At 51.0% G+C, this 23,993-nt stretch carries 21 protein-coding genes; 15 read left to right on the top strand and 6 right to left on the bottom strand.

Annotated features, from left to right (window positions below):
* Positions 1-92: 92 nt before the first annotated feature.
* A complete protein-coding gene (locus VFA_RS11815; protein WP_004727061.1) occupies positions 93-2,450 on the top strand; it encodes a methyl-accepting chemotaxis protein in 2,358 nt (785 codons plus the stop codon).
* A 19-nt stretch (positions 2,451-2,469) separates the two neighbouring features.
* On the opposite strand, the gene VFA_RS11810 is transcribed toward VFA_RS11815, so the two are convergent.
* The 4 genes from VFA_RS11810 to proV form a co-directional block, all read right to left on the bottom strand.
* Positions 2,470-2,958 carry a MarR family winged helix-turn-helix transcriptional regulator gene (locus VFA_RS11810; RefSeq protein WP_004727060.1) on the bottom strand — a complete coding sequence of 163 codons (489 nt, stop codon included), beginning with the start codon at positions 2,956-2,958 and terminating at the stop codon, positions 2,470-2,472.
* Positions 2,959-3,019: 61 nt separating this feature from the next.
* Positions 3,020-4,024 (bottom strand): glycine betaine/L-proline ABC transporter substrate-binding protein ProX, encoded by a 1,005-nt coding sequence (gene proX / locus VFA_RS11805; RefSeq protein ID WP_038151668.1) that lies wholly within the window; start codon positions 4,022-4,024, stop codon positions 3,020-3,022.
* Positions 4,021-5,127, bottom strand: a complete 1,107-nt coding sequence (gene proW / locus VFA_RS11800) for a glycine betaine/L-proline ABC transporter permease ProW (RefSeq protein ID WP_004727058.1) — start codon at positions 5,125-5,127, stop codon at positions 4,021-4,023. The genes proX and proW overlap by 4 nt, the downstream gene beginning before the upstream one ends.
* A gap of 38 nt (positions 5,128-5,165) precedes the next feature.
* Positions 5,166-6,353, bottom strand: a complete 1,188-nt coding sequence (proV, locus tag VFA_RS11795) for a glycine betaine/L-proline ABC transporter ATP-binding protein ProV (RefSeq protein ID WP_038151666.1) — start codon at positions 6,351-6,353, stop codon at positions 5,166-5,168.
* Positions 6,354-6,657: 304 nt separating this feature from the next.
* Between proV and VFA_RS11790 the strand changes: the two genes are divergently transcribed.
* The 3 genes from VFA_RS11790 (at position 6,658) to speB (ending at position 10,519) form a co-directional block, all read left to right on the top strand.
* Positions 6,658-7,503: a tetratricopeptide repeat protein gene (locus VFA_RS11790; RefSeq protein WP_274612736.1), complete on the top strand. Its 846-nt coding sequence runs from the start codon at positions 6,658-6,660 to the stop codon at positions 7,501-7,503.
* Positions 7,504-7,681: 178 nt separating this feature from the next.
* On the top strand, positions 7,682-9,592 hold the full coding sequence (gene speA, locus VFA_RS11785) for an arginine decarboxylase (protein WP_004727055.1): 1,911 nt from the start codon (positions 7,682-7,684) through the stop codon (positions 9,590-9,592).
* On the top strand, positions 9,593-10,519 hold the full coding sequence (gene speB / locus VFA_RS11780) for an agmatinase (RefSeq protein WP_004727054.1): 927 nt from the start codon (positions 9,593-9,595) through the stop codon (positions 10,517-10,519).
* Positions 10,520-10,590: 71 nt separating this feature from the next.
* Here the strand turns inward: speB and VFA_RS11775 are convergent, their stop codons facing one another.
* A complete protein-coding gene (locus VFA_RS11775) occupies positions 10,591-11,064 on the bottom strand; it encodes an Lrp/AsnC family transcriptional regulator (protein WP_232281709.1) in 474 nt (157 codons plus the stop codon).
* A 145-nt stretch (positions 11,065-11,209) separates the two neighbouring features.
* Here VFA_RS11775 and VFA_RS11770 point away from each other — a divergent pair, with 145 nt between their 5' ends.
* The 9 genes from VFA_RS11770 to VFA_RS11730 all read left to right on the top strand — a co-directional run bounded on the left by VFA_RS11770 (position 11,210) and on the right by VFA_RS11730 (position 20,926).
* On the top strand, positions 11,210-12,439 hold the full coding sequence (locus VFA_RS11770; RefSeq protein ID WP_004727052.1) for a trans-sulfuration enzyme family protein: 1,230 nt from the start codon (positions 11,210-11,212) through the stop codon (positions 12,437-12,439).
* Positions 12,440-12,621: 182 nt separating this feature from the next.
* The gene (locus VFA_RS11765) at positions 12,622-13,431 is read left to right on the top strand and encodes a transporter substrate-binding domain-containing protein (RefSeq protein WP_004727051.1); all 810 of its coding nucleotides are present in this window, start codon (positions 12,622-12,624) and stop codon (positions 13,429-13,431) included.
* A 76-nt stretch (positions 13,432-13,507) separates the two neighbouring features.
* Complete coding sequence (locus tag VFA_RS11760) at positions 13,508-14,452, top strand: amino acid ABC transporter permease (protein WP_004727050.1); 945 nt, start codon at positions 13,508-13,510, stop codon at positions 14,450-14,452.
* 19 nt (positions 14,453-14,471) lie between these two features.
* Positions 14,472-15,197 (top strand): amino acid ABC transporter ATP-binding protein, encoded by a 726-nt coding sequence (locus VFA_RS11755; RefSeq protein WP_004727049.1) that lies wholly within the window; start codon positions 14,472-14,474, stop codon positions 15,195-15,197.
* A gap of 329 nt (positions 15,198-15,526) precedes the next feature.
* The gene (locus tag VFA_RS11750; RefSeq protein ID WP_004727048.1) at positions 15,527-16,699 is read left to right on the top strand and encodes a D-alanyl-D-alanine carboxypeptidase family protein; all 1,173 of its coding nucleotides are present in this window, start codon (positions 15,527-15,529) and stop codon (positions 16,697-16,699) included.
* Between the two features lie 232 nt (positions 16,700-16,931).
* Positions 16,932-17,279 (top strand): helix-turn-helix domain-containing protein, encoded by a 348-nt coding sequence (locus VFA_RS11745; RefSeq protein WP_004727046.1) that lies wholly within the window; start codon positions 16,932-16,934, stop codon positions 17,277-17,279.
* Positions 17,280-17,781: 502 nt separating this feature from the next.
* Positions 17,782-17,982, top strand: a complete 201-nt coding sequence (locus VFA_RS11740; RefSeq protein WP_014257601.1) for a DUF1656 domain-containing protein — start codon at positions 17,782-17,784, stop codon at positions 17,980-17,982.
* An 8-nt stretch (positions 17,983-17,990) separates the two neighbouring features.
* Positions 17,991-18,854, top strand: a complete 864-nt coding sequence (locus VFA_RS11735) for an efflux RND transporter periplasmic adaptor subunit (RefSeq protein WP_038152227.1) — start codon at positions 17,991-17,993, stop codon at positions 18,852-18,854.
* Between the two features lie 5 nt (positions 18,855-18,859).
* Positions 18,860-20,926 carry an FUSC family protein gene (locus VFA_RS11730; protein WP_004727044.1) on the top strand — a complete coding sequence of 689 codons (2,067 nt, stop codon included), beginning with the start codon at positions 18,860-18,862 and terminating at the stop codon, positions 20,924-20,926.
* Between the two features lie 148 nt (positions 20,927-21,074).
* Here VFA_RS11730 and VFA_RS11725 read toward each other — a convergent pair whose 3' ends face one another.
* Complete coding sequence (locus tag VFA_RS11725; RefSeq protein WP_004727043.1) at positions 21,075-22,025, bottom strand: OmpA family protein; 951 nt, start codon at positions 22,023-22,025, stop codon at positions 21,075-21,077.
* Between the two features lie 667 nt (positions 22,026-22,692).
* Between VFA_RS11725 and VFA_RS11720 the strand changes: the two genes are divergently transcribed.
* A complete protein-coding gene (locus VFA_RS11720) occupies positions 22,693-23,253 on the top strand; it encodes a fimbrial protein (RefSeq protein ID WP_004727042.1) in 561 nt (186 codons plus the stop codon).
* A 51-nt stretch (positions 23,254-23,304) separates the two neighbouring features.
* Positions 23,305-23,988 (top strand): fimbrial biogenesis chaperone, encoded by a 684-nt coding sequence (locus tag VFA_RS11715; RefSeq protein WP_004727041.1) that lies wholly within the window; start codon positions 23,305-23,307, stop codon positions 23,986-23,988.
* The last annotated feature ends 5 nt before the right edge of the window (positions 23,989-23,993 follow it).

Below are 23,993 nucleotides of genomic sequence, written 5' to 3'. Positions count from 1 at the left end.
AAGTCACTAATCCGCCGAAAGCCCATTCGTAGGCAAGGGAATTAGACTAAACCTAAGCATTAGCAGGGTTTTTTCTTTCAAGGGATGGGCGGATGAAATTACGCAGCAAAATGTTTATCAGTTATGTGGTGGTGGCGGCGTGCTTCACGGCGGTCAGTTGTGTGGCGCTGGGCTGGTTTGTGTACCAAGATGCTTCTGAAACGCTGGCAAAAGCCGCCAGAGATAAATTGGTGATCTCACGCAATGAAACCGCGTCACAGATTCAGCGCTATTTTGATACGGTGGATGCGCAGGCGCAGAATATGTCTCATGACTTGAGTGTTCGGGACGCGGTGGTCGGCTTTACCCAAGCGTTTATGGATTATCCGCTCAGTACCACGTCCAGTGACGCGCTGAAAGGCTACTACCGCAATGAGTTTGCGGCTCGCTATCAAGAGATCAACACCGTCGATCGCATCAATGCGGATGGTTTGTTTGGCCAAATTTCTGAGCGCGCTAAAACACTGCAAAACCAATACATTGCCCTCAACCCCAATCCGCTGGGTAGCAAGGACAAACTCACCACCGGTGAGCAGGGGGGCGAATATGATGCCCTGCATCAAACCTATCATCCTTTCTTCACCGACTTCATTAAAAACTTTGGTTTTTACGATGTGTTTCTGGTCGATGCCAACACCGGTTTCGTGGTGTACAGCGCGTACAAAGAGCTCGACTTTGCCACCTCGCTCAAATCTGGCCCTTATAAAGACAGCGGCTTGGCTGACGCGTATCGCGGTGCGATGCAGCTTTCTTCCGGCAGCTTCTTCACCGATTTCAGACCTTACACGCCCTCCTACGAAGCGCAGGCAGCATTTGTCAGCGCGCCCATTCGTGAAAACGGACAAACCGTCGGCGTGCTGATCATGCAGATGCCGCTGGATGTGATTAACAACATCATGACCCACAACCAAGATTGGAAAAAATCGGGGCTGGGTGCGTCGGGTGAAACCTATTTAGTCGGCAGCGACAAAATCATGCGTTCGAACTCGCGTTTTGTCATTGAAGACAAAGCAGGTTACCTCGCGCTGATGAAAACGCTCGGCGCTGACAGCGCGACGTTGGCGAAGATGGATGCGCTTTCAACATCGATTGGCTTGCAAACCGTCGATTCCACAGCGGTCAACAAAGCACTGGCTGGCGAAACTGGTTTTGAGTTGATTCGAGATTATCGCGATATTCCGGTACTTTCGGCGTACGCGCCGCTGGAGCTGTACGGGCTGAAATGGGTGCTCTTGAGTGAAATTGATGAAGCGGAAGCGATGGCGTTTTTGACCACATTGAAAACACACATCAAAAATGCGGTGCTGTACATGCTGGTGCCCGCCATTTTGATTGGTTTGGGCATCGGGTGGTTGATGTCGCATTCCATTCTGGCGCCGCTGCATCGCATGTTGGAAGCTGTGAAACAACTGGGCTCTGGTTCGGGCGATTTGCGCTACCGCTTGGAAGAGAAAGGCAATGATGAAGTGACGGCGCTATCGCGTAGCTTTAATGCGTTCATTGATCATCTGGACAATACCTTTTCGACGTTGCTGGGTTCCATCACGCGCATGGAGCCGATGTCGCAGGACGTGAACGATGTGAATGTGAAACTGACCAAGGCCTCCAACTCGATGCATCATCAGTCGCAGCAGGTGCAAGATCAGATGATGCATTCGGCGGAAATCAGCCGTTTGGTGAGTGGCGAGCTGGAAGGCATTCAACACGCGTCCGGAAATACAGTCACCGTGCTGGGCAGCGGTCGCGCATCGGTGGTCGAAACGGTGTCGCAAATGGACAAACTCAGCAGCGACCTATCGCTGGTGGCACAAGCGGTGAGCAACCTCACCGTCGATGCGGAGAAAATTCGCCAAGTGATCGTAGTGATCAACGACATCGCAGAGCAAACCAACTTACTGGCGTTGAACGCCGCGATTGAGGCAGCTCGCGCTGGCGAGCAGGGACGCGGGTTTGCGGTGGTGGCTGATGAAGTGCGTAACCTCTCGGTGAAAACCCGCGCTTCGACCGACAGCGTAAGTGAACTGATTGGTGCGATTCGAACCAGTACCCAGCGCGTTGAGAACGTGATGAGTGACAGTTTGGAATCAGCCACCGCTTGCGCAGAACGGGTGAATCAGGCGCAGGAGACGTGGCATCAGATTGAAGAGGCGATTGCCAATATTTCACTGCATGTGGAGAAAATTGGCGGTGCGATCAGCGAACAGGATCAACAACTGAATGTGGTCTCCAGCCATTTCTCGCACATGGATAAGCAGTTTGATGTGATTCAACATGCGATTGAAGATAGTGCGGTGATTGGCGAAGACATCAATAAAATGGGGACGAGATTGCAATCATTCGCCAGCCTGTTCCAAGTGACGAAGGAAGATTTCTCGACCGCAAGACGCGCGAAAGTTCGCAGCGATGATTAACTGGAGCAGCGCCTGCGGGTTAGGAGAGATCCAACGACTCTGCGTCAATCGCCAGCAATAAGGGTTCGACGCGGGTGGTTGCTTCCGGCGCATTCATCATGCGGGACAGGCGTTGCAGCGATGACAGCAACAACGTTTGCTCCCACGCATCGAGCGATTGAAATCGCTGAACAAAATCATCTTGCAGCAGTTGCGGCGCTTCAGACAGAATGTGTTCCCCGCGTGCGGTGAGCATCGCGTGGACTTTGCGTTTGTCGATGGTGTCGCGTTCCCGAATCACCAGTTCCCGTTTTTCCAGTCGGTCCAAAATGCTGGTGGCGGTTGCCTGACTCATGTTGGTGGCCACCGACAATTGGCGAATCGTCATGCTGGGTTCGGCTTTGATCGCCCTCATCAGCAGTAACTGCGGACTGGTTAGGCCATAATCTTTGTTGAGCTTTTTAGAATGCAGATCGATGGCGCGAATAATTTGGCGAATTGAGACTAATACTTCCTCGTGAATATCCAAGTCATCCTCCATTAGGCATAGAGGCAGCGAGCCGGTCAGCACGCTGCCTGAGCCATTGTTATTATTTGGCGGCTTGTTTTGCAGTGGCGACCCAAGAATCAAACAGTTTCTGGTGTGCTTTGATCCAACCGTTCGCGTGCGCTTCGATGTCTTTCTCTGAATTGTGTCCTTGGCTCATCATCATGTTTTCGGCACTCACATCGTTGATGTTGAGCTTCATGATTTCAAACAATTTAGCAGCCGCTGGGTTTTGCTCTGCAAATTGCTTGTTGGCCACGATCTTCATCGAGTTCATCTGGAAGCCGTAGTTTTTGCCATTCGGCAGTGTGGTGTCGATGTCTTTACGATCGCCCGGTAGCGATGAGAAAGGCACTTCCAACCACACCACGTCTTTCCCCGGTACCAAAACGCCACTTACCCAATACGGTGTCCAGGTGTAGTACAGAATCGAATCGCCTTTTTTGTAACGCGAAATGGTGTCGGCGATGATCGCCGCGTAGTTGCCTTGGTTGTGGGTGACTGTGTCACGCAGGCCAAACGCATCCATCTGGTGTTCCACCACGCTCTCACAGCCCCAACCTGGGTTACAGCCGGTGAGATCGGCTTTGCCGTCGTCGTTGGCATCAAACAGTTTGGCGATTTTGGGATCTTTCAATTGTTCAATGTTGGTGATGTGGTATTGATCGGCCGTCTTTTTGTCAATCAGGTAGCCCTGCGCTGCCCCGGCAATGTAATCGCCTTTACGGTAGAACTTTGAATCACCACCCGCGGCGATGTATTTGCCTTCGTGCAGCGGCGCCCAGTTCACGGCAAGATAGGTGGCGTCGCCTTCACTGATGGAGGTGTAACCCACGTTGTAATCCACTTCTTTGGTGGGCAGTACGGTGTAACCGAGCGCTTCCATCGCTTTATTCACAATCAGCGTTTGGAACGTCTCTTCAGCCACTGTCGACTGAACCGGTTGCACTGTAATGCCATCGCCCGGCAGTTTCGCCCAAGCCGAGGCTGAGAGCGTTGTGCCGGCCACAAGTCCCGTGGTGAGCATTGTCTTCCATGCTACGTTCATTTCTGTTCTCCTAGTTTTTTCTGACCTTCGGTGTGTGTGAACTTCAGTTTCAGTTGGTAGGCGAGTGAGGCAGGGCCTTTCTCATACCAATGGGTTTTCTTATCTCGACTATTGGCGCCAATGGTTTGGGTGATGCGATCCAGCAAAATGGCCAGAATCACGATGCCCAAGCCACCCACGGCGGCAAGTCCCATGTCGAGTCGGCCAATGCCGCGCAGCACCATTTGACCCAAACCGCCGACGGCGATCATGGAGGCGATCACCACCATGGACAGCGACAGCATCAAAGTTTGGTTGACGCCAGCCATGATGGTGGGCATCGCCAGTGGCAATTGAATGCGATACAACATCTGTTTCGGGCTGGCACCAAACGCGTGACCTGCTTCAATCAGCTCTTCCGGCACTTGTTGAATGCCTAAAATGGTCAAACGCACAATTGGTGGCAGCGCGAAGATGATGGTCACCACCACGCCCGGCACGTTCCCGATACCAAACAGCATCACGATAGGCACCAAGTAAACGAAAGCTGGGGTGGTTTGCATTGCATCCAGTATTGGCCTGACGATTTTGGCCGCCGTGTCACTGCGCGCCAGCCAGATCCCAAGCGGCATCCCGATCAGCAAGCAGAAGAAGACCGATGTCATAACCAGCGCCAGCGTGACCATGGCTTGGTCCCAAGCACCAATCAGACCAATCACCATCAGTGATAAGAATGACGCGATCCCCATGCGCGACCCAGCCAGTTGCCAAGCGATGAGAAACAGGATCAGCAGCATGATGGGCGCAGGGGTGGAGACCAACGCGGTTTGAAATGAGCTGAGAATGAAATCGATTGGTACGCGAATCGCCTGAAACAGCGGGCGTCCGTGCGTCACCAGCCAGTTGAGTGCGGTTTCGACCCAGCTGTCGAACGGTAAAATGGCGTCCTGAAAAGGGTGCATCCAATCAAAAGGCGTGTCGGCGGGAGCGGCCGCCGTGAGCCAATCGCTGCTGGCGGCAGCGCTGGTGCCTGTCGACCAAGGATCAGTAGTGGTTGCAGCTTGCGTGGCAGCGCCCCAAGGGTCGGCTGCCTGTGCCGCTGAAACTGTGGTTTCCGTTGTCATGATTCTTTCCTATTGACCAAGATTGTCCTGAGTGGCGTTTATTCGCGATCGAGTGTCTGCAGCAAGCGTGTTTTGGTGATCACGCCGTAGTAGTGTCCGTCGTCATCGACCACCGGTACGGCATAAGGCACTTCAGCCACCTGACCAATCAAATCACCCACCGAAATTTCAGGCGAAATGGTGATGGTGTCAGGCAGCAGGGCGCTGCTGAGCGAGCGCTGTTCGCGTTTCGCCTCTTGCAGGGATTCGAGCGAGACAATGCCGGTGTATTTGTTGGCGCGGTCGACCACGATGCCGTAGTCGCGATCGTGGTCGAGCAGCATCTGCATGGCTGCCGCTGGGCCGTCGTTGTCGTGTTTTTTAAACATTGCCGCCGGTTTCTTGCGCGCAATGTCTTTGGCGCAGAACACGCTGGCCACATTCACGCCGCGGAAGAAGGAACTGACGTAATCATTGGCGGGTTGATGCAGGATTTCATCTGGCGTGCCCACTTGCACCACCACGCCATCTTGCATGATGGCAATCCGGTCGCCGATGCGCATGGCTTCGTCCAAATCGTGGGAAATAAACACAATGGTGCGTTTGTCATCGTTTTGAAGGCGAATCAATTCATCTTGCATTTCGGTTCGAATTAACGGGTCGAGGGCCGAAAATGCTTCGTCCATCAACAAAATGTCTGGATCATTGGTCAGCGCACGCGCCAGCCCGACCCGCTGCTTCATCCCGCCCGACAGTTCATCAGGGTAGGATTCGCAATAGGCATCGAGCCCCACGCGTTCCAGCGCAGCTTTTGCGGCTTGGTGACGCGTTTGCTCCGGCACGCCTGCCAGTTCCAAACCAAACGCGGCGTTTTCAATCACCGTCATGTGCGGCATCAACGCGAAATTTTGAAACACCATCGAAATGTTTTGACGACGAACTTCTCGCAGTTCGGTATCGGAGATATGGGCAATATCTTTGCCTTTGAGCAGCACGCTGCCGCGGGTGGGTTCGATCAGGCGATTGAGCAGACGCACGAGGGTCGATTTCCCCGAACCGGAAAGGCCCATGATGACGAAAATTTCACCCTCGTTGATTGACAAGGAAACGTCCTTAACCCCGACGGTTAGGCCCGTTTGCTCAAATATCTGATCTTTATTTAAACCCTGTTCAATGAGAGTAAACGCCTCGTCCGGTGTCTCTCCAAACACTTTAAAGAGGTTCTTGACTTCAAGCATAGCTGACATCATTTACATCCTTTGTTGTCGTCGAATGTGTGCGACGATAAATTGTAAATATGTATAGTACACTAAACATTGAATTGGCAATTATCAAGGCGACTTTCAGCGATTTATTGTTCATGTTTTAGTTATCTTATTGATTTAATGGGTTAAATTAAATTCTAAAAAATTTACATTTAATTTGAGTTAGAATGTTTCGTGTGGGTTTTAATTGTGACGGTCAACACGAGTTCAACATGCCGTCTTCGTAATCTCAAACAGGTGTAAGGAGCAATGCGTGCAGAAAATTTGGTTAGTAGTGGGATGTTTGATGACGATAGTGGCTGCCAATGTGTGGGCAGCAAAGGAGCAATCTGCGCCGGCTAAGGCGCCTGCCTATTCTGAAACCGCCGTGCTTGATCGCCCGTTGATGGAGCGTTATATCCTCGATGAGCTCAAATCACTGCGTCAAGATCAGCAAGATCTGGAACGCCGTTTGATCGTGCAAATCACTGACCGCGAACTGACGGTTGCCGATAAATCGATGAACTATGCCAACGTGACCGTCACCTATTTCTTCTACATTATCGCGGGCGTGGCTTCGCTGGTGGCGCTGGTGGGGTGGCAATCGCTGCGAGAAGTGAAACACAACACCAGAGAAATGGCCGATAAGCGGTTGAATAAAATCGCGGTGGAGTACGAGCGGAAGTTTGTTGCGTTGGAGCGTGATTTAAAACGCAAGACACGCATTATCTCTGAAAACAACCGTGAAATTGAGATCATCAACGAAATTCACAACTTGTGGTTACGGGCACAGAGTGTGCAAACGGCCGATCAACGCATCGAAGTGTACGATGAAATTCTCAAGATTCGCCCGGGCGACTTGGAAGCGCTGACCTACAAAGCGGATGCGGCGATGGAAATCAAAGAGTACCACTGGGCGATGAGCCTGTGTAACCGCGTGCTCGAACTGGATGACAATAACGGCCCAGCCTTGTATCAGCGCGCTTGTGCGTATGCACGCTTGGGGTCGGAAGAGCAAGCGCTGGAAGACATCCAACGCGCGATTGATATCATCCCATCCCTGCGCGATTTGCTTGCCGATGAGGCGGATTTTGAATCGCTGTACGGGAATAAAAAATTCGATCTTTTGGTCAGCGGTTCACAAACAGAATGAATGGTTTACACAGAAATTTGAAAACTTATGTGTGATAACCAACACTTGTCCTAACGACAAATTATTATCATTAGACACACCCTAGGTTTTCACCGATAAAGCGCGTGACATCAAGGGTGTCAGGCGTGGTTTCGATCCTCGAAACCACTACATTCTCTTTGTTCTTGCGAGATATGATGTGGAACAACAATCCAAATTAGACAGCGTTCGCGCTGATTACAACGTTCATTACTGGAGCCAGGGCTTCTTTGGCATCGATGATCACGGTGAAGTGTATGTGTCACCGCGAAAAGACGGTGCACACCCCACGCAACTCAGTTCGATTGTAAAACAGCTCGAAGCGCGTAATTTGAATTTGCCGGTGCTGGTGCGTTTTCCGCAGATCCTGCACCAACGCGTGCACAACATCTGTGATGCCTTTAACCAGGCCATTGAAGAGTATGACTACCCGAACAAATACCTGTTGGTTTACCCCATCAAAGTGAACCAACAAAAAGAAGTCGTGGATGAGATTCTGGCGAGCCAAGCTGAACTGGAAACCAAGCAATTGGGTCTGGAAGCGGGCAGTAAGCCTGAACTGCTGGCTGTGCTAGCGATGGCGCAACAAGCGAGCTCGGTGATCGTGTGTAACGGTTACAAAGACCGCGAATACATGCGCTTGGCGCTGATCGGCGAAAAGCTCGGCCACAAAGTCTTTATCGTCTTAGAGAAGCTGTCTGAACTGGATCTGGTGCTGAAAGAAGCGAAGAGTCTCGGCGTGAAACCGCGTTTGGGACTGCGTATTCGTCTGGCCTCGCAAGGCGCCGGTAAATGGCAATCCAGCGGTGGCGAAAAGTCGAAATTTGGCTTGGCCGCGTCTCAAGTGCTGACTGTGATTGAACGTTTGAAAGCGGAACAACAGCTGGATGCGCTGCAACTGGTGCACTTCCACTTGGGATCGCAAATGGCGAACATTCGCGACGTGCGTAACGGCGTGAACGAAGCGGCACGTTTCTACTGCGAACTGCGTGAGCTGGGTGCACAAATTCAGTACTTTGATGTGGGCGGCGGCTTGGCGGTCGATTACGACGGCACACGTAGCCAATCCTCGAACTCAATGAACTATGGGTTGTTGGAATACGCACGCAACATCGTCAACACCGTGGGCGACATGTGTAATCTGTACAGCCAGCCGATGCCGACCATTATTTCAGAATCGGGCCGTTCGCTGACCGCGCACCACGCGGTGCTGATCACCAACGTGATCGGGGCAGAAGCGTACAAACCAGAAGCGATTGAAGCACCAGCCGAGGATGCTCCGCTGCTGATGCAAAACATGTGGCGCAGCTGGGAAAACCTGCATGAAGGCACCGATGCGCGCGCATTGATTGAAATTTATAACGACACGCAAAGCGATTTGTCGGAAGCGCACAGCCTGTTTGCTACAGGCGTGATCAACCTGCAACACCGTGCGTGGGTCGAGCAGTTGTCACTGCGTATTTACCACGACTTGCGCCTGAAAATGAGCAACAAGAACCGCTTCCACCGTCCGATTCTGGATGAGCTGCAAGAGCGCTTGGCCGACAAGTTCTTCGTGAACTTCTCGCTGTTCCAGTCGTTGCCAGATGCATGGGGCATCGACCAAGTGTTCCCGGTGCTGCCATTGTCTGGACTGGAAAACGTGGAAGATCGCCGCGCGGTGATGCTCGATATCACCTGTGACTCAGACGGCGCGGTTGAGCAATACGTTGAAGGCCAAGGCATTGAAACCACGTTGCCTGTACCAGCGTGGACGCCTGATCAACCCTACCTAATGGGCTTCTTCTTGGTGGGTGCGTATCAGGAAATTTTGGGTGACATGCACAACTTGTTTGGCGACACTCACAGTGTGGTGGTGAACATCACTGACCAAGGCGAGTCTGATCTGACGTTCGTGAACGAAGGTGATACAGTCGAAGACATGATGCGTTACGTCCATATTGATGTGGACGCCATTCGCATGAATTACCGCCAACTGGTGAGCCAGCGCGTGGCGGCTGAAGAACAAACGACTGTTTTGGCTGAGCTAGAACAAGGTTTGAGCGGTTATACCTATCTAGAGGATTTCTAAATGAATGATTTGTTTACTAAAACTGATTATTCACTGTATTCAAATGCGATGACGTTTGTGCGTCGTCCTTACGAACGCAACCCCATTGATACTGACGCTGATGTCGTGGTGCTGGGTGTGCCGCTAGACATGGCGACCTCGGGTCGTCCTGGCGCGCGCATGGGGCCGGATGCGATTCGTCGCGCGTCGGTGAACCTCGCGTGGGAAGGCAAAAAATTCCCGTGGGATTTTAACCTGTTCAATCGCATCAATGTGGTGGATGCAGGGGATTTGGTGTTTGACTGTGGTGACGCAGAAGATTTCACATATCGCTTGGAAGCGGCGACCAACGAGATCTTGAAAAGCGGCAAAACCATGTTGGCGCTCGGCGGTGACCATTTCATCACACTGCCTATCCTGCGTGCTTACGCGAAACATCACGGTGAAATGGCATTGATTCATTTTGACGCCCACACCGATACTTACGCGAACGGCAGTGCGTACGACCACGGCACCATGTTCTATCATGCGCCGAAAGAAGGCTTGATTTCACCGAAACATTCGGTGCAAGTCGGCATTCGTACCGAATACAAGCAAGAAGGTCACGGCTTTAATGTGATCAACGCGATGCAAGCCAACGACATGTCGGTGGATGAGATTGTAGGTCAAATCAAACACATCGTGGGTGACAAGCCCGTGTACCTGACATTCGATATCGACTGTCTGGATCCTGCGTTTGCGCCGGGGACGGGGACGCCAGTGTGTGGCGGTCTGACTTCAGACAAAATCTTGAAGATCATTCGCGCCCTGAAAGGCATCAACATGGTGGGGATGGACGTGGTGGAAGTGTCACCGCCGTACGATCAGAGCGATCTGACCTCTCTGGCAGGGGCGACCATCGCACTGGAACTGCTCTACGTGTGGGCATCCAACAAACCGGCTGAGTAACGTTCAGCACCACGAAAAACCGAGGCCATGGCCTCGGTTTTTTTATGCGTGTTATTTGAATGCCGCGGGCTTTAGCCCAGCGGCACGTACAAGCTTCTCTTTGGCGTATCGAGCACCACGTTGGTGGTAACGCGGCGGATCTGCGGGTAAAGCGCCATGAGTGCTTCCATAAAACCATCGTAGGCTTTGGCATTGGGCGCGGTGATCACCAGCATCAGGTCGACACTACCGGTGACATAAAACACCTGCTGGATCAGGTGTTGTTGCTCCGCCCAGCGCCGAAATTGACTCAATACGGCGTAGTTCTCTCGGTCGATTTCCAACCCCGCAAGAAAGGTCATGGTGTGGGTCGTGACGGCCGGGTCGACAATCGCCACCTCTGCTTGAATCACGCCCACTTCACGTAGCCGTTTGATGCGCCGCTGCACCGCCGATGGCGAGAGCCCAATGTGCTCGGCAATCAGGTCGCTGGCAAGCCGGCAATTGCGCTGCATCAGCTCTAGAATTTTATGGTCAAAGGCATCCAGTGTTGGGGTCATCATCATCCTTGCGCGGCTATGCCGCAAATCGCGCGTGAAAACGCGGAGTTTCTGCATTCAGCGGGCTAGGATAGCTGATTTTTGTGAGTGATTGAAATCCACAATAGCTTCAATGTTTAAATTAAAATTTAACAAATGGAGTTGCATAATTATGCACAAAAATGAGGCTCAAGTTTCTCGCTTTCAATCCAGCTCGCCGCAAACGCAGGCTGTTCACGCGATGATCGCGGCGGACCCATCAACGGCAGCCATTGCGCCGAATGTGGTGATGTCGGTGAACCATGTGTTTGACCCGGCACTCGGGGCGTTCTCCGCTCAAGGTGTGGGGGATGTGGCGGATGCGCCGTTTCTCTATGCGGGGTGGACCAATCCCACGGTGCGCTTGCTGGAGCAGCGTTTGGCCGTGTTGGAACAAGCCGAGGATGCCATGGCGACCGCGACGGGCATGGCGGCGATATCGGCGGTCTTTTTGTCTCTGCTGCGCGCGGGCGATCACCTCATCATCAGCGATGTTTGCTATGCGGGCGTGTATGAATTCGCGACGCAAATCCTGCCTTTGTATGGCATCGAGGTGTCGGTGGTGGATACAACTTGCACTGAGACTGTGCAACGTGCGCTGCGAAAAAGCACAAAACTGGTGCACATTGAAACGCCGTGCAATCCATTGTTGCGACTGACGGACATCGCCGCGCTGGCGACGCTGCTTCAAGCGCACGGCGTGTTGCTTTGCGCCGATTCGACCCTGTCAACGCCAGTCATCACTCGACCACTCACCCTCGGCGCAGACATCGTGGTTCATTCGCTGACCAAGTTCATCAATGGGCATGGCGATGTGCTGGGTGGGTGTGTGCTTGGATCTAAGTTATTGATCCAAAAGATACGATCGCTGGCGGGTATCTACTTGGGGGCGACGTTGGCGGCGCAAAGTGCATGGCTCATTATGCGGGGTATGGAAACCCTGTATCCGCGCATGCAAACCGTGTGTGAAACGGCGCAATGCATCGCGCAGTGGCTGGAAAATCATCCTCGTGTCACTCGGGTGTTGTATCCGGGGTTGGCCTCGCATCCGCAATTTTCACTGGCTCAACAACAAATGGATCATTTTGGCGGCATTATTGCATTCCAAGTGGATGACATCGATTTGATCGAGCAGCGTTTTGCGAACGAATCGGCGATGTTTTATTACGCTTTTTCCATGGGTCATCAACGCAGTTTAGCGGTGGTGATGAGAACTGATGATCTAGATGCATCGACTTATCGATTTACACCGGAGCAAAAAGCACATTTCTGTCGTGATGCTGGGCAAGGCATCGTCAGGCTGTCCATTGGCTTGGAATCCGCGACAGATTTAATCCGGGATCTCGAACTAGCTCTCAGGTAATGGTTGCATATTTATTCTAAAATATTAGTGATAAATTCGAAAAGTTGTTGAAATGTTGCCATATTGTATCGCATTATCTGTAAGGATCTGATGTCAATCGCGTGCGCGTGACATGCAGTAACACAACATCGTATGTGTCATTGGACGAACGACAACATAACAATTCTTACATAAGGGATACTATGAAAAACTTCATGAAGTCTACGGCAGCGGGGCTGGCAGTGGCTTGCTCATTACTGGGTGCCAATCAAGCGATGGCGTCTGAGTCAGCGTTGGAAAATGTGCTGAACACCGGTGAACTGAAAGTGTGTTTCGATGCTGGCTATATGCCGTTTGAGATGAAGACTAAAGATGGCCGCTACATCGGCTTTGATATCGATTTAGGCAAGCACATGGCGCGTTCCATGGGCGTGAAATTTACCCCAGTGAACACCGCGTGGGACGGCATCATTCCCGCCATGCTGACGGGCAAATGTGACATCATCATGGGCGGCATGACCGTGACTGCCGAACGAAACCTGAAAGTGAACTTCGCAACGCCTTACATTGTGATTGGCCAGTCTGTTGTGTTGTCGCCAAAACTGGAAGGGAAGGTGAAGAGTTACAAGGACCTGAACGATCCGAAATACACCATCGCGACCAAACTAGGTACAACGGGCGTCGAAGCGGCGAAAAAATACGTACCGAACGCGAAACTTGACCTTTACGACACCGAAGTAGACGCCGTGCTGCAAGTGGTGAACGGCAAAGCGGATGCGTTTGTTTACGACTTCCCATACAACGCCATCTACAGCGCGCAAAACGAAGGCAAAGTGGTTCACTTGGCTGAACCGTTCACCTATGAACCGCTGGGTTGGGCGATTCGTCAAAACGATCCGAACTTCCTCAACTTCTTGGACAACTACCTGCGTCAAATCAAAGGCGACGGCACGTATGATCGCGTGTACGACAAATGGTTTAAGTCAGACAGCTGGCTGAAAGACGTTCAATAATCGCACGACGATTATCGACCATAACCGGGCAAGCCGTTTGCCCGGTGTATTGAAAAGAATAAAGAGAATCTGAGTGATGCAGTCTAAATCCTCAACATGGGTCGGACATGGTATTTATGTCCTGATCATGGCGCTGCTGGTGGGAGCGATTTATTTCTCCGGACGCAGCATCAATTACAACTGGCACTGGGACCGTTTGTGGCCTTACGTCGTGAACACCGAAATGCAGGAAATTCGTGCAACGGGCGACGGCACCGCATCGCTCCAAGATGGTCAGTTGGTGATTACACTTGATGGGCAAAATACCCCACAAGTGATTGAACATTACACACACTTACTTGTTGGCGAAGGGGACCTGATTTTTCAAGGGGACACCGTTGCCCAGCTCAATGAATGGAAATTCGGCCCGATTGCACATGGTTTGTGGGTGACCATCGAAATCTCCTTCATCTCCTTGATTTTTGCCGTACTGCTTGGCCTCATCTTTGGCTTGATGCGGGTGGCCAAAAATCAAACGGCCAGAAATCTCGCGTTAACCTACGTGGAATTGATTCGCGGCACGCCACTCTTGGTGCAAATTTTTATCGTCTACTTCTTTATCGGCACGGTGCTTGATTTTGATCGCTTTACTGCGGGCGTGGTCGCGCTGTCGGTGTTTACTGGGGCGTACGTGGCGGAAATTGTGCGTGCGGGCATTCAGGCGATTCCAAATGGTCAAATGGAAGCGGCGCGCTCGCTTGGTATGACTTATCCCAAAGCGATGCGTTACGTGATCTTGCCGCAGGCGCTCAAACGCACTTTGCCTCCGCTCGCGGGCCAGTTCATCAACCTGATCAAAGACTCGTCACTGGTCTCGGTGATCTCGATTACCGACTTGACCAAAGCGGGTCGTGAAGTGGTGAGTGGTAGTTTTGCTCCATTTGAAGTGTGGTTCACCGTCGCAGCACTTTATTTGCTGGTGACCGGTACCCTGTCTTGGGCTATTCAACGTTTAGAGAAGAGGTTATCGGCCAGTGACTAGTGAATACAACGGCGTCGATATGGTGTACGCCAACAACGTCGACAAATTTTATCCCAACGGTTGTCATGCGTTGAAATCCGTCTCGACGACCGTGAAACGCGGCGAAGTGGTGGTGATCATCGGCCCATCGGGCTCCGGTAAATCGACCTTTTTACGCACCCTGAATCAGTTGGAAGAGATCTCTTCTGGCACCATCATTGTGGATGGTTTTGACATGTACGCCAAAACCACCGACATCAACGTGCTGCGTCAGAACGTTGGCATGGTGTTTCAAAGCTTCAACTTGTTCCCGCACATGACGGCGCTGCAGAACGTGATGCTGGCACCGCTCAAAGTGTCCAAGCGTCCGACAGCCGAAGTGGAAGCGGATGCCAAGCAGCTGATCAAGCGTGTCGGTCTGGACGATCGCATGAACAACTTCCCGTCGCACTTGTCCGGCGGTCAGCAGCAACGGGTGGCGATTGCTCGCGCGCTGGCGATGAAACCGGATTTAATGCTGTTCGATGAACCGACATCGGCCCTTGACCCAGAAATGGTGGGGGAAGTGTTGGACGTGATCAAAGGATTGGCCAAAGAGGGCATGACCATGGTGATCGTGACTCACGAAATGGGCTTTGCCCGTGAAGTGGCAGATCGCGTGCTGTTTATGGAAGATGGCAAGCTATTGGTGGATGATAACCCGCATGCGGTGTTTGATAGCCCGGCGCACCCGCGCTTGCAACAATTCCTTGCGAAAGTTTTGTAACGATTTCCCCGTTCATTCCTGACAAACCGAGCCTCGACAGGGCTCGGTTTTTTGTTAAGCAAAGCACAGTTTAAGGCGATTTCGCTGAATTTATGGGCAGCTTGGCTCATGCTTGCTGCTTGAGTTCGTGGCCTTGTTACGATCATTTACACCTCTGTAAGAGTAAGTAAAGATGGCGCGTGATACTTTGCCGCTTCGCTATACTAGCACGCCCAAGTAGCTGACCGAATTCAAGCTGTGAACTGGTTTGCGCCGGTCTATCACCGCCAGCCATCACACGCACTACTTGGCGTTTTAGGTTTACACTTTGTGATTCTTGGATGCGGGATATGAATAGAACCGGATTAATCGTCGCGCTGTCCGCGACTTGTATGTCTTTATTATCGGCCACGAGCTTTGCAGCGCCGATCGTTGTTCCCAACCCGCCACAACTGTCAGCCAAGGGGTATGTGCTGATGGATTACAACACTGGCCAGGTGCTGGTGGAACACAACGCCAATGAAAAAATGAACCCCGCCAGCCTGACCAAACTGATGACGTCATACGTTGCAGGTCAGGAGATGAAGCGTGGCAATATCAAACCGACGGATCAAGTCACCATCAGCCAAAAAGCGTGGGCGAAGAATTTCCCCGATTCATCGAAAATGTTTATCGAGGTTGGCACCAGCGTCAACATGATGGATCTGTATCGCGGCCTGATTGTGCAATCGGGGAACGACGCGAGTGTGGCGATTGCCGAGCACGTTGCGGGCTCTGAAAACGCGTTTGTGGATCTGATGAACTCGTGGGCGCAGCGTTTGGGGCTCAACAATACTGCCTTTACAAACCCCCACGGGCTTGATAGCGATGGCCTTTACACCACACCTTATGACATCGCAAAGCTCGCGCAAGCGATCATTCGTGATTTGCCCGAGATCTACCCGATCTACAGCGAAACCTCGTTCACTTACAACGGCATTACCCAATACAACCGCAACGGATTACTGCGCGATCGCAGCATGAACGTCGATGGCATGAAAACCGGATTTACCAGTGGCGCTGGGTACAGCTTAGTGACGTCGGCAACCAACGGGAACATGCGTTTGATTTCGGCCGTGATGGGCGCCAACAGCATGAAGAGCCGTGAATCGGACAGCAAGCAACTGCTCAGCTACGGGTTCCGTTTCTTTGATACCGTTGCGCCGCACAAACAGGGCGAGACGATCGAGAACGCGCGCGTCTGGATGGGGGAGCGTGATGACTTGGCCATTGGGGTCGCACAGACCACGTATCTGACGGTGAACAAAGGCGAAATGTCACAATTGAGCGGCTTGATCGAATTGGATCGCGATTTGAAAGCGCCGATTCAACAAGGGGATGTGGTCGGCAAAGTGATCTACCAGATCGGGCAACGTAAAGTGGGCGAAGCGCCTTTGGTTGCGCTAGAAAGTGTGGAAAAAGGCAGTTGGTTCAAACAATCGATGGATTGGATCAAGCGCTTTATTGCTGGCCTATTTTCATAAAATTTGACCCCTGATTGATTCCAACGGCCCGCGAATGCGGGCCTTTTTTGTGGCCAATTCGGTCTTGTCATGTGGCTGTTTTGGCCACAACGTAGCCATGACATTGGTGGCGATCTGGCTTCCAAACCCTCGACCTGTAGCAAATCTTGGACAGAAACTCACTTTCGATTGACATACGATTTATGGGTTTTTGTCATTTTCATCGCATGAAAGAATGAATCGAGGAAACACAATGGAGTTTGGCCCAGAGGATCGTATTGCTCTGTACGATGTTTGGATGTCCCAAAAGGCAAAAATGCACATGACGCAGATGGAAATGACCAAACGATTGGGCGTAAGCCAGGTTGAATTTTCAAATATTCTGCGAGGCAATGCGCCGCTGACGATGGCATTTGTGACCCAGTTTTGTCAGCAGTTGCATGTAGAACCGCACAACGTGTTGCCGACGTTGAAGAACAAATTTATCGCGGGTGAGCATCTGGTTCACTTGCAAAACCGCGTGACTGTCGATGGTGAGATTCAGCGCGTGATGGTTGATGGCAACCAAGTGATTATTGAATATACCCATTTGGCACGTTGAGTGAGGCGGCTCATGCGGCCTTTGGCATCAACGCTACTTTTTAGGGGCGCCGTTGGTTTGAGAGTCACCGTAACCAGAGATGGTTTGTCTCAGAACTATGGTTTGTCTTAGAACGATGTATCGCCACAGAACCATGTATCGCTTCGGAGCCGGGTCTTGCCCCGGCTTTTTTATCGCTTCACTACCTACAATTTGTTCTTGAAAGTGAATAGTCTGCGTCCTGATTGGTGCTTGTCAGGAATGAAACACAGGCGCAGAATGGCAACACACTAAGAATAAATCCAGTCGCCAGCCTTCATGTCACCACGTTAAGCCGTTCCGCATCCTTGCGGACCCTTTCTGGTCATCTTTCGTCTATCCATACATTCGTTCGGTAGAGGCGACGAGAAGGTGATGAAGTTCAGTATCGAGCCAATGCTTTGCTTCAAATCTTGCGCACTGTGGCTGATTCTGAATTCTACTGTTCTATACTTCTAATCTAACTCATTGAGATTATTTCGTTATGTTTGAAGAATTAGCGCTGGGAGGCTTGTTGTTCAGCCCGTTGGTGTTGTTTGCACCGATGGCGTTCATCCTTTCCTGTTTAACCCGCTTCGTCCTTCATAAAACCGGTGTATACCATCAATTGTGGAAAGCCGCGTGGTTTGAGGTGGGTCTGTTTGTTTGTTATCTGGCTGTCGTCGTCCATTATTTCGGGAGTTAATGTTGCGCATGGGAAAACTATTTCGAATGTCACTGACACTGGTGATCGTCATTGTGGCGGTTATCGCGGGTCATTGGGTCTGGAACCATTACCTTTACTCGCCTTGGACGCGTGACGGGCGTATTCGTGCTGAAGTGATTACCGTTGCGCCGGATGTGTCGGGATGGGTGAAGGAAGTGAAGGTCAAAGACAACCAACCCGTGACCAAAGGGGAGTTGATTTTTCGCGTCGATGACACTCGGTATCAGGCCAAAATTAAAGAGCTGACCGCACAAGTGGAGAATAAACAGTATTCACTCGACTTGGCGCGTCATCAGTACCATCGTCGCCAACAACTGACTGACAGAAAACTGATCAGTGAAGAGACGGTGGAAAGTGCACGTATCAATACTGAATTGGCGCAGGCAAGCTTAGACATTGCCAAAGCGCAGTTGCACAGCGCGCAGATCAACCTCGATCGCACACAAGTTCATGCGCCGGCGGATGGCACGCTGATTAACCTCAATCTGCGCGAAGGAAACTACGTCAGTCAGGGCAGTTCGGTGATTTCGCTGGTGAAAGCCAACTCCTTTTATGTCACCGGGTATTTTGAAGAGACCAAACTGCCGCTGATCAAAGTGGGGCAAACCGCCAAAATCAGTTTGATGAGTGGTGGCGAGCCGCTGACAGGGTCGGTGGTGAGCATCGGCAAAGCGATTGCAGACAGCAACACCAGCAGCAATGGTCAGTTGTTGCCGCAAGTGCAGCAAACCTTTAACTGGGTGCGATTGGCACAACGCATTCCGGTGGACATCAAACTCGACCCGCTGCCAGAAGGCATCAACATCAGCGCGGGGATGACCGTGTCTATCTACTTGCAAGAGGCTGAGTAAAGCGCATGGGTGTGTTGCTCAACAGCCTGCTCATGCCCGACAAACGGGCGGTGATGTTTGCGATCAAAGGGGTTATCGCGATGGCGCTCTCGCTCTATATCGCGATGTTCCTCAATCTCGATCGACCATATTGGGCGTTGGTGTCGGCGGTCTTCTTGCAGATTCGCCCTGAAGGTGGCTTGGTTATCGAGAAAGGCTTGTGTCAGATTGTGGGCACTCTCATCGGCGGGCTTGTCGGCATTGCGATTCTGAACTGGTTTGCGCCGTATCCGGAAATCGCGTTGCCGTTGCTGGCGTTATGGCTCGGGTTTAACTCTGGGATGGGCGCCATGGTGCGCCGGGTTAACTTCATTTACGCCTTTGCCATGGCAGGCATTACCGCGTGTCTGATTGTGCTGTTGGTGATGGTGCAACCGTCGACCGTCAGCAGTCAGTCCATTTTTCAGGTGGCGCAAGCGCGTGTCAGTGAAATTATTGTCGGTGCGATTTGCGCGGCGTTGGTCAGCAAGCTGATTTTCCCGGTCAAAGTGAAAGATGGCCTGCGTCTTCATGCGCGCAATGTGATCAACCAGACGCTCAGCTACTTGAGCTTAGAACTCGACAAAAACGGCTCGCACGAAAACCGACATCAACACATTGATTCAATTCTCGAGTCCATTGCGGTGATGAGTGATGATTTGAGTGGTGTGGTGTACGAAGGGCCGGAAGGACCGGGGCAGAGTAAAGCGGCCAGTCTTATTTGCAACAAGACGTTGTCGCTGCTGGCGGTGATTCAAATCTTTGGCCGTTTACAGCGGAAACACCCAGAGTTGATTGGTGACAAGCTGGCAGAGATGATGGCAGAGATGGGCGAGATGTTTAGCCGCATGCAAGCGACCACCGATTACGCGGCGTGCTACCACTTGGCGCAAACCTTGCGTCGTCGCCAGTTGGTGTACAGCAACCAAGCCGTTGACCTGACGCCACTGCAATCGCGTTTAATGAAAGTATCGCTCGAACTCAGCGCCGATTTGGTCATGATTCTGAAAGGCTATAACGCACTGATCAGCAAATCGCCGGTGCTGTTGAATGCGCCCAATCTCAAACCGTACAAAGATCCGCTGGTGGGGCTGATTACTGGCCTGCGCACCATGGCGGTGTTTGCCGTCGGCGCGGGGTTATGGGTGGGCACAGGCTCAAGCGCCGTGCTGATGATGATGATTTTGCCAGTCATTTTCTCCATCATGATGGCGCGCTTGCCCCTCACCATTTTAATGATTGTGCTGCAGCGTTTGCTGATGGGGGTGATGGTCGCGGTGCCGGTGGCGATTTTCTACGGCTTGGGGCTGCTGGCGCAAAGCAGTGGTGATTACGAGTTGCTGGTGATGATTCTGGCTGGCCCTTATTTCTTTGGTTTGCTTGCGCTGGCCAATCGTCCGACCCTGCCTTACGGCCTCGGATTTTGCATTCCGTTTACCATCTTGATCAGCCCGAGCAACGACATGACGCGCGCGTTTTCTATCGATTCAACCTTGAGCAATGCGCTGTCGATATTTGTCGGGGTGACCGTGTTGTACTGGATGTTTAAGATGATCACCGGCCCGGGGCTACAACTGATGCAACACCGGCTGATGCGTGCGACGCAAAAGGATTTACGTGAGTTGATGTCGCATCCTGCGCCGGATCATTGGTTCAATGCGCGCATGGGCGACCGATTGCTGCGTATTGCGACGTACGACAAAAGCATGGCGAGCCGCACGCGTGACATTACCGACTTGGCATTAACCGGGCTGAATTTAGGGCACGTGTCGATTCGCCTGCGTCGATTGGTCAACGGTGCCAAGAATCCTTTGGTCGAACGGTTGCTGGATGAATGGCAGCAAGCGTTGGCGGATGCATTCTTCTGGTGTTCGAAAGGCAAAACGCATGCGCCGTTTGGCCAAGTGAGTGATGCCTTACTGAATGTGTTGCGGGAGGAACAGCTCGCGAAAGGACAATTTGAAATTGTGGAAGGGATGTTTGAACGGTTGGCGATGACATTTGAGCGCAGCGCGCGAACCATTGCTGAGAATCAGGCAGCGCGACAAAATTAAGTCCCACAAGGATGTGAACTCAGGCAGTGCTTCGGCACTGCCTTTTTATTTTCTAAGGCACTATTTTCTGCGGTGGTCTCTGCTCGAGGCAATTTTTACGACGCCATTTTACTGGTGTCATGCCTTATGGTGCCATTTGGTGCTTGTTTTAGGGGGCAATGTTGATTTGAACCTCTACGCGGCGGTTGTGCGCACGTCCCGCTGGGGTTGTGTTGGTATCAATAGGACGTGTTTGGCCTTCACCGAACACTTTGATGCGATGTTCGGCGACTTGGTTTTCCATCAGCACGTCGGCAGCGGCTTGCGCTCGGCGCGTTGATAGCTTGGTGTTGTACGCGTCGCTGCCTGTCGAATCGGTGTGGCCGATGATCAGAACTTGCGCTTGGGGTTGCTGGTTTAATTTTTCGGCAAGCGTGCTTAATGCTTGTTGCTGCGTGGCATTTAAGCTGCTGCTGTCAAAACTCAGCGCATCGTAGGTATAGGTCGTGGTTCTCTCGCTTGAAACCGGCGGTGTGGTTTGGGGGGCGGCAGGCGCAATGAACGAGGTTGTTTCGACCGCATCGTGAAGCGAACGCGGCTTATTGCTGGCACCGAATGCATAGCGGATGCCCACTGCGGCACCATTCATCGTATAACGGTTGGTGCCATCATTGACATCGGTTGCCACGCTGTATTCCACGCGCAATGTCATTTGGGGTCTCAGGTCATATTCCACCCCTGTTGCGGCAAACCAAGAGCCGTCACTGTGGCCAGATGTATTGGCATACGCCATCCCCGCTTTGACGTACCAGCGATAGTCATCAACGATTGGGAACGTCAATTTTGGCGCGAGCGTGAGTAAACGAATGGTGTCGCTGTGCAACGACTTCACCGTGAATGTCCCTAAATCTTCATAGCTGCTTTCTAATGCCAACGTGTCGTTGACGTGATAGCCCGCAAACAGCCCGTAAGCCGGATTATCGGTGACACAATTTTCTTCCGATGATTGGCATTGTTCAGACAACCACGATTTCCCGATTTTTACGCCAAGGTAATAAGGCGCAGCGGTCGAGGAAACGGAGACACATAAAAGACTGAGCAACACATGCTGTTGACGCATGAAGACCTCTTTCCTAGTTAAAGTAATTTCAAATGAATCCAAGCAACATTGAAAAATCAGGTTGCACAATATTGTTGAAACTCGAGTCAAAACTCATGTCAGAACGTTGTGAACAAATTCCCGCAATAAAGAAAAATAGGAAACTAGATCAATTTAAGGAGATAGAAATAAAATTGGTTTCATGCGAATGCAACGACCGGGAAATTTAAAATTTAAAGTATTTGTAAACGGCGACATGGTCTTTTCTTATTTTGTAATGTTTTACCTATCGAATTAATAACTAATATCAATTGATTTTATTGTTTTAGATCAATTTCGCGTTGATGATTTGTTGATGTTGTTATTTTATTGTTTATTCGAACCAATAAATTTCTTTTTTTTAGAAAAAATTAAAAAAAGCGAAACTGGATCAAATTCAGTGACTTCATAAATTTGGAAATAGATCAATTACTCTAATCTTTGCGCTTGTACTGGTTGTTGGTTATTTAACAAAATTAAACACTGCAAAATAGCTTACAGTGCGGTGTTTATTGGAAATTTAGTGGTGTTTACAAGATAAATATTCTGATGTTTAATTCGCTTCGTGGTGAGGGAGTTATGAAATCCCGTTCACATTCTGATTATAAAAAGAGCATTATTTGAGGTTAATTATCTAATGAACACGCTAATGAAAAAAACGCTAGTCGCGTCAGCTTTCGGTCTTCTACTTTCAGCAAATGGCGCAATGGCTGCGACCAGCACTGCAGTTGCGGGTGGTACGATTTCTTTCACTGGTTCTGTCACTGATACCACGTGTGACGTGACCACCAGCGGTGACAAAGATTTCACAGTCACACTATCTCCTGTAGCACTGACTGACATTGCAAATCCAGGCGTAGCAAGCGCAGGTGCGAAACAATTTGATATGAAAGTGGCCGGTTGTACTGGTTACACTGACGGTGGCACTGAATCTCTGCACATTACATTCAGTGGTTCGAACATTTCTGATGATGAGTTGTACCTAAAAAATGACACAGGTACAGCAACTGGTGTTGGTATTACGATTACTTCTGATGGTACTGCTGCTGGGAAAGTTGACCTCAACAAAGCCGTGGCTACTGGTCTTGGCGAAAATGTAGCGGACGGTACCATTTCTTACTTCGCGAACTACTACAACTTTGCCGGTCAAGATGCTGCAACAGCAGGTACTGTTGTGACTAGCGCAACATACACATTTGATTACCAATAATTAAATGACAAGGAGGAGTTCGCTCCTCCTGATCCAATCACAGAGGCACGAATGAAAAAAACACTGCTTTTAGTTCTGGCGTTAATGACAGGGAACGCTCATGCCAGTGTCATTATCAATGGAACTCGAGTTGTATTTAGTCACGATGCAAAAGAAGCATCTTTTCAGTTAATTAACCGCAGCCCGACGACGCATCTCGTCCAAAGTTGGATTGATGATGGTCAAATAGAGGCAAGCCCTGAAGAGATTGACGTGCCTTTTGTGATTTTACCGCCGATTGTAAAAATCGGTCCGGAAAATGGTCAGGAAATTAAAATTCGTCGTGTCGGTGATACTCATCATATTGCCAAAGATCGCGAATCGGTATTTTGGATTAATGTACTGGATATTCCGCCTATTCCGGATGGTGCTGAACGTGGCGAACAAAATTATTTACAAGTCGCGCTCAGAACCAGAATCAAACTGTTTTACCGCCCTGCAGGATTGGACGCCTCGGAAGAATTTGTCGGCCAAAACCTCAGCGTCAATGTGGCGGGGAACTGTTTAGAAAATCGTTCTCCATTGCACGTCAGTGTGGTTGATATGGAGAAGGACAATCAAAGAATTCTCGAGCAGTCCTTTATGATTAAGCCGTTCAGCTGCCATGCGGTGGATGGCGTCACACTGGATCACTCAGGACAATATAAGGTCGTCTGGCTAGATGACTATGGAAGTAAGAAGTCAGTTCTTTTGTAAGAGTT

The sequence above is a fragment of the Vibrio furnissii CIP 102972 genome, from assembly GCF_000176175.1.
Lineage (GTDB): Bacteria > Pseudomonadota > Gammaproteobacteria > Enterobacterales > Vibrionaceae > Vibrio > Vibrio furnissii.
This window is presented reverse-complemented; position numbering and strand designations above follow the sequence as displayed.

Bases quoted from the DNA above. Each gene is read 5' to 3' on its own strand.
- VFA_RS11775 (WP_232281709.1), bottom strand. From the start codon at position 11,064: ATGATGATGACCCCAACACTGGATGCCTTTGACCATAAAATTCTAGAG.
- VFA_RS11730 (WP_004727044.1), top strand. From the start codon at position 18,860: ATGGGTGTGTTGCTCAACAGCCTGCTCATGCCCGACAAACGGGCGGTG.
- proV (WP_038151666.1), bottom strand. From the start codon at position 6,353: ATGTCAGCTATGCTTGAAGTCAAGAACCTCTTTAAAGTGTTTGGAGAG.
- VFA_RS11720 (WP_004727042.1), top strand. From the start codon at position 22,693: ATGAAAAAAACGCTAGTCGCGTCAGCTTTCGGTCTTCTACTTTCAGCA.
- VFA_RS11735 (WP_038152227.1), top strand. From the start codon at position 17,991: ATGGGAAAACTATTTCGAATGTCACTGACACTGGTGATCGTCATTGTG.
- proX (WP_038151668.1), bottom strand. From the start codon at position 4,024: ATGAACGTAGCATGGAAGACAATGCTCACCACGGGACTTGTGGCCGGC.
- VFA_RS11715 (WP_004727041.1), top strand. From the start codon at position 23,305: ATGAAAAAAACACTGCTTTTAGTTCTGGCGTTAATGACAGGGAACGCT.
- VFA_RS11760 (WP_004727050.1), top strand. From the start codon at position 13,508: ATGCAGTCTAAATCCTCAACATGGGTCGGACATGGTATTTATGTCCTG.
- VFA_RS11765 (WP_004727051.1), top strand. From the start codon at position 12,622: ATGAAAAACTTCATGAAGTCTACGGCAGCGGGGCTGGCAGTGGCTTGC.
- proW (WP_004727058.1), bottom strand. From the start codon at position 5,127: ATGACAACGGAAACCACAGTTTCAGCGGCACAGGCAGCCGACCCTTGG.
- VFA_RS11725 (WP_004727043.1), bottom strand. From the start codon at position 22,025: ATGCGTCAACAGCATGTGTTGCTCAGTCTTTTATGTGTCTCCGTTTCC.
- VFA_RS11750 (WP_004727048.1), top strand. From the start codon at position 15,527: ATGAATAGAACCGGATTAATCGTCGCGCTGTCCGCGACTTGTATGTCT.
- speB (WP_004727054.1), top strand. From the start codon at position 9,593: ATGAATGATTTGTTTACTAAAACTGATTATTCACTGTATTCAAATGCG.
- VFA_RS11815 (WP_004727061.1), top strand. From the start codon at position 93: ATGAAATTACGCAGCAAAATGTTTATCAGTTATGTGGTGGTGGCGGCG.
- VFA_RS11790 (WP_274612736.1), top strand. From the start codon at position 6,658: ATGACGATAGTGGCTGCCAATGTGTGGGCAGCAAAGGAGCAATCTGCG.
- VFA_RS11770 (WP_004727052.1), top strand. From the start codon at position 11,210: ATGCACAAAAATGAGGCTCAAGTTTCTCGCTTTCAATCCAGCTCGCCG.
- VFA_RS11745 (WP_004727046.1), top strand. From the start codon at position 16,932: ATGGAGTTTGGCCCAGAGGATCGTATTGCTCTGTACGATGTTTGGATG.
- VFA_RS11740 (WP_014257601.1), top strand. From the start codon at position 17,782: ATGTTTGAAGAATTAGCGCTGGGAGGCTTGTTGTTCAGCCCGTTGGTG.
- VFA_RS11755 (WP_004727049.1), top strand. From the start codon at position 14,472: ATGGTGTACGCCAACAACGTCGACAAATTTTATCCCAACGGTTGTCAT.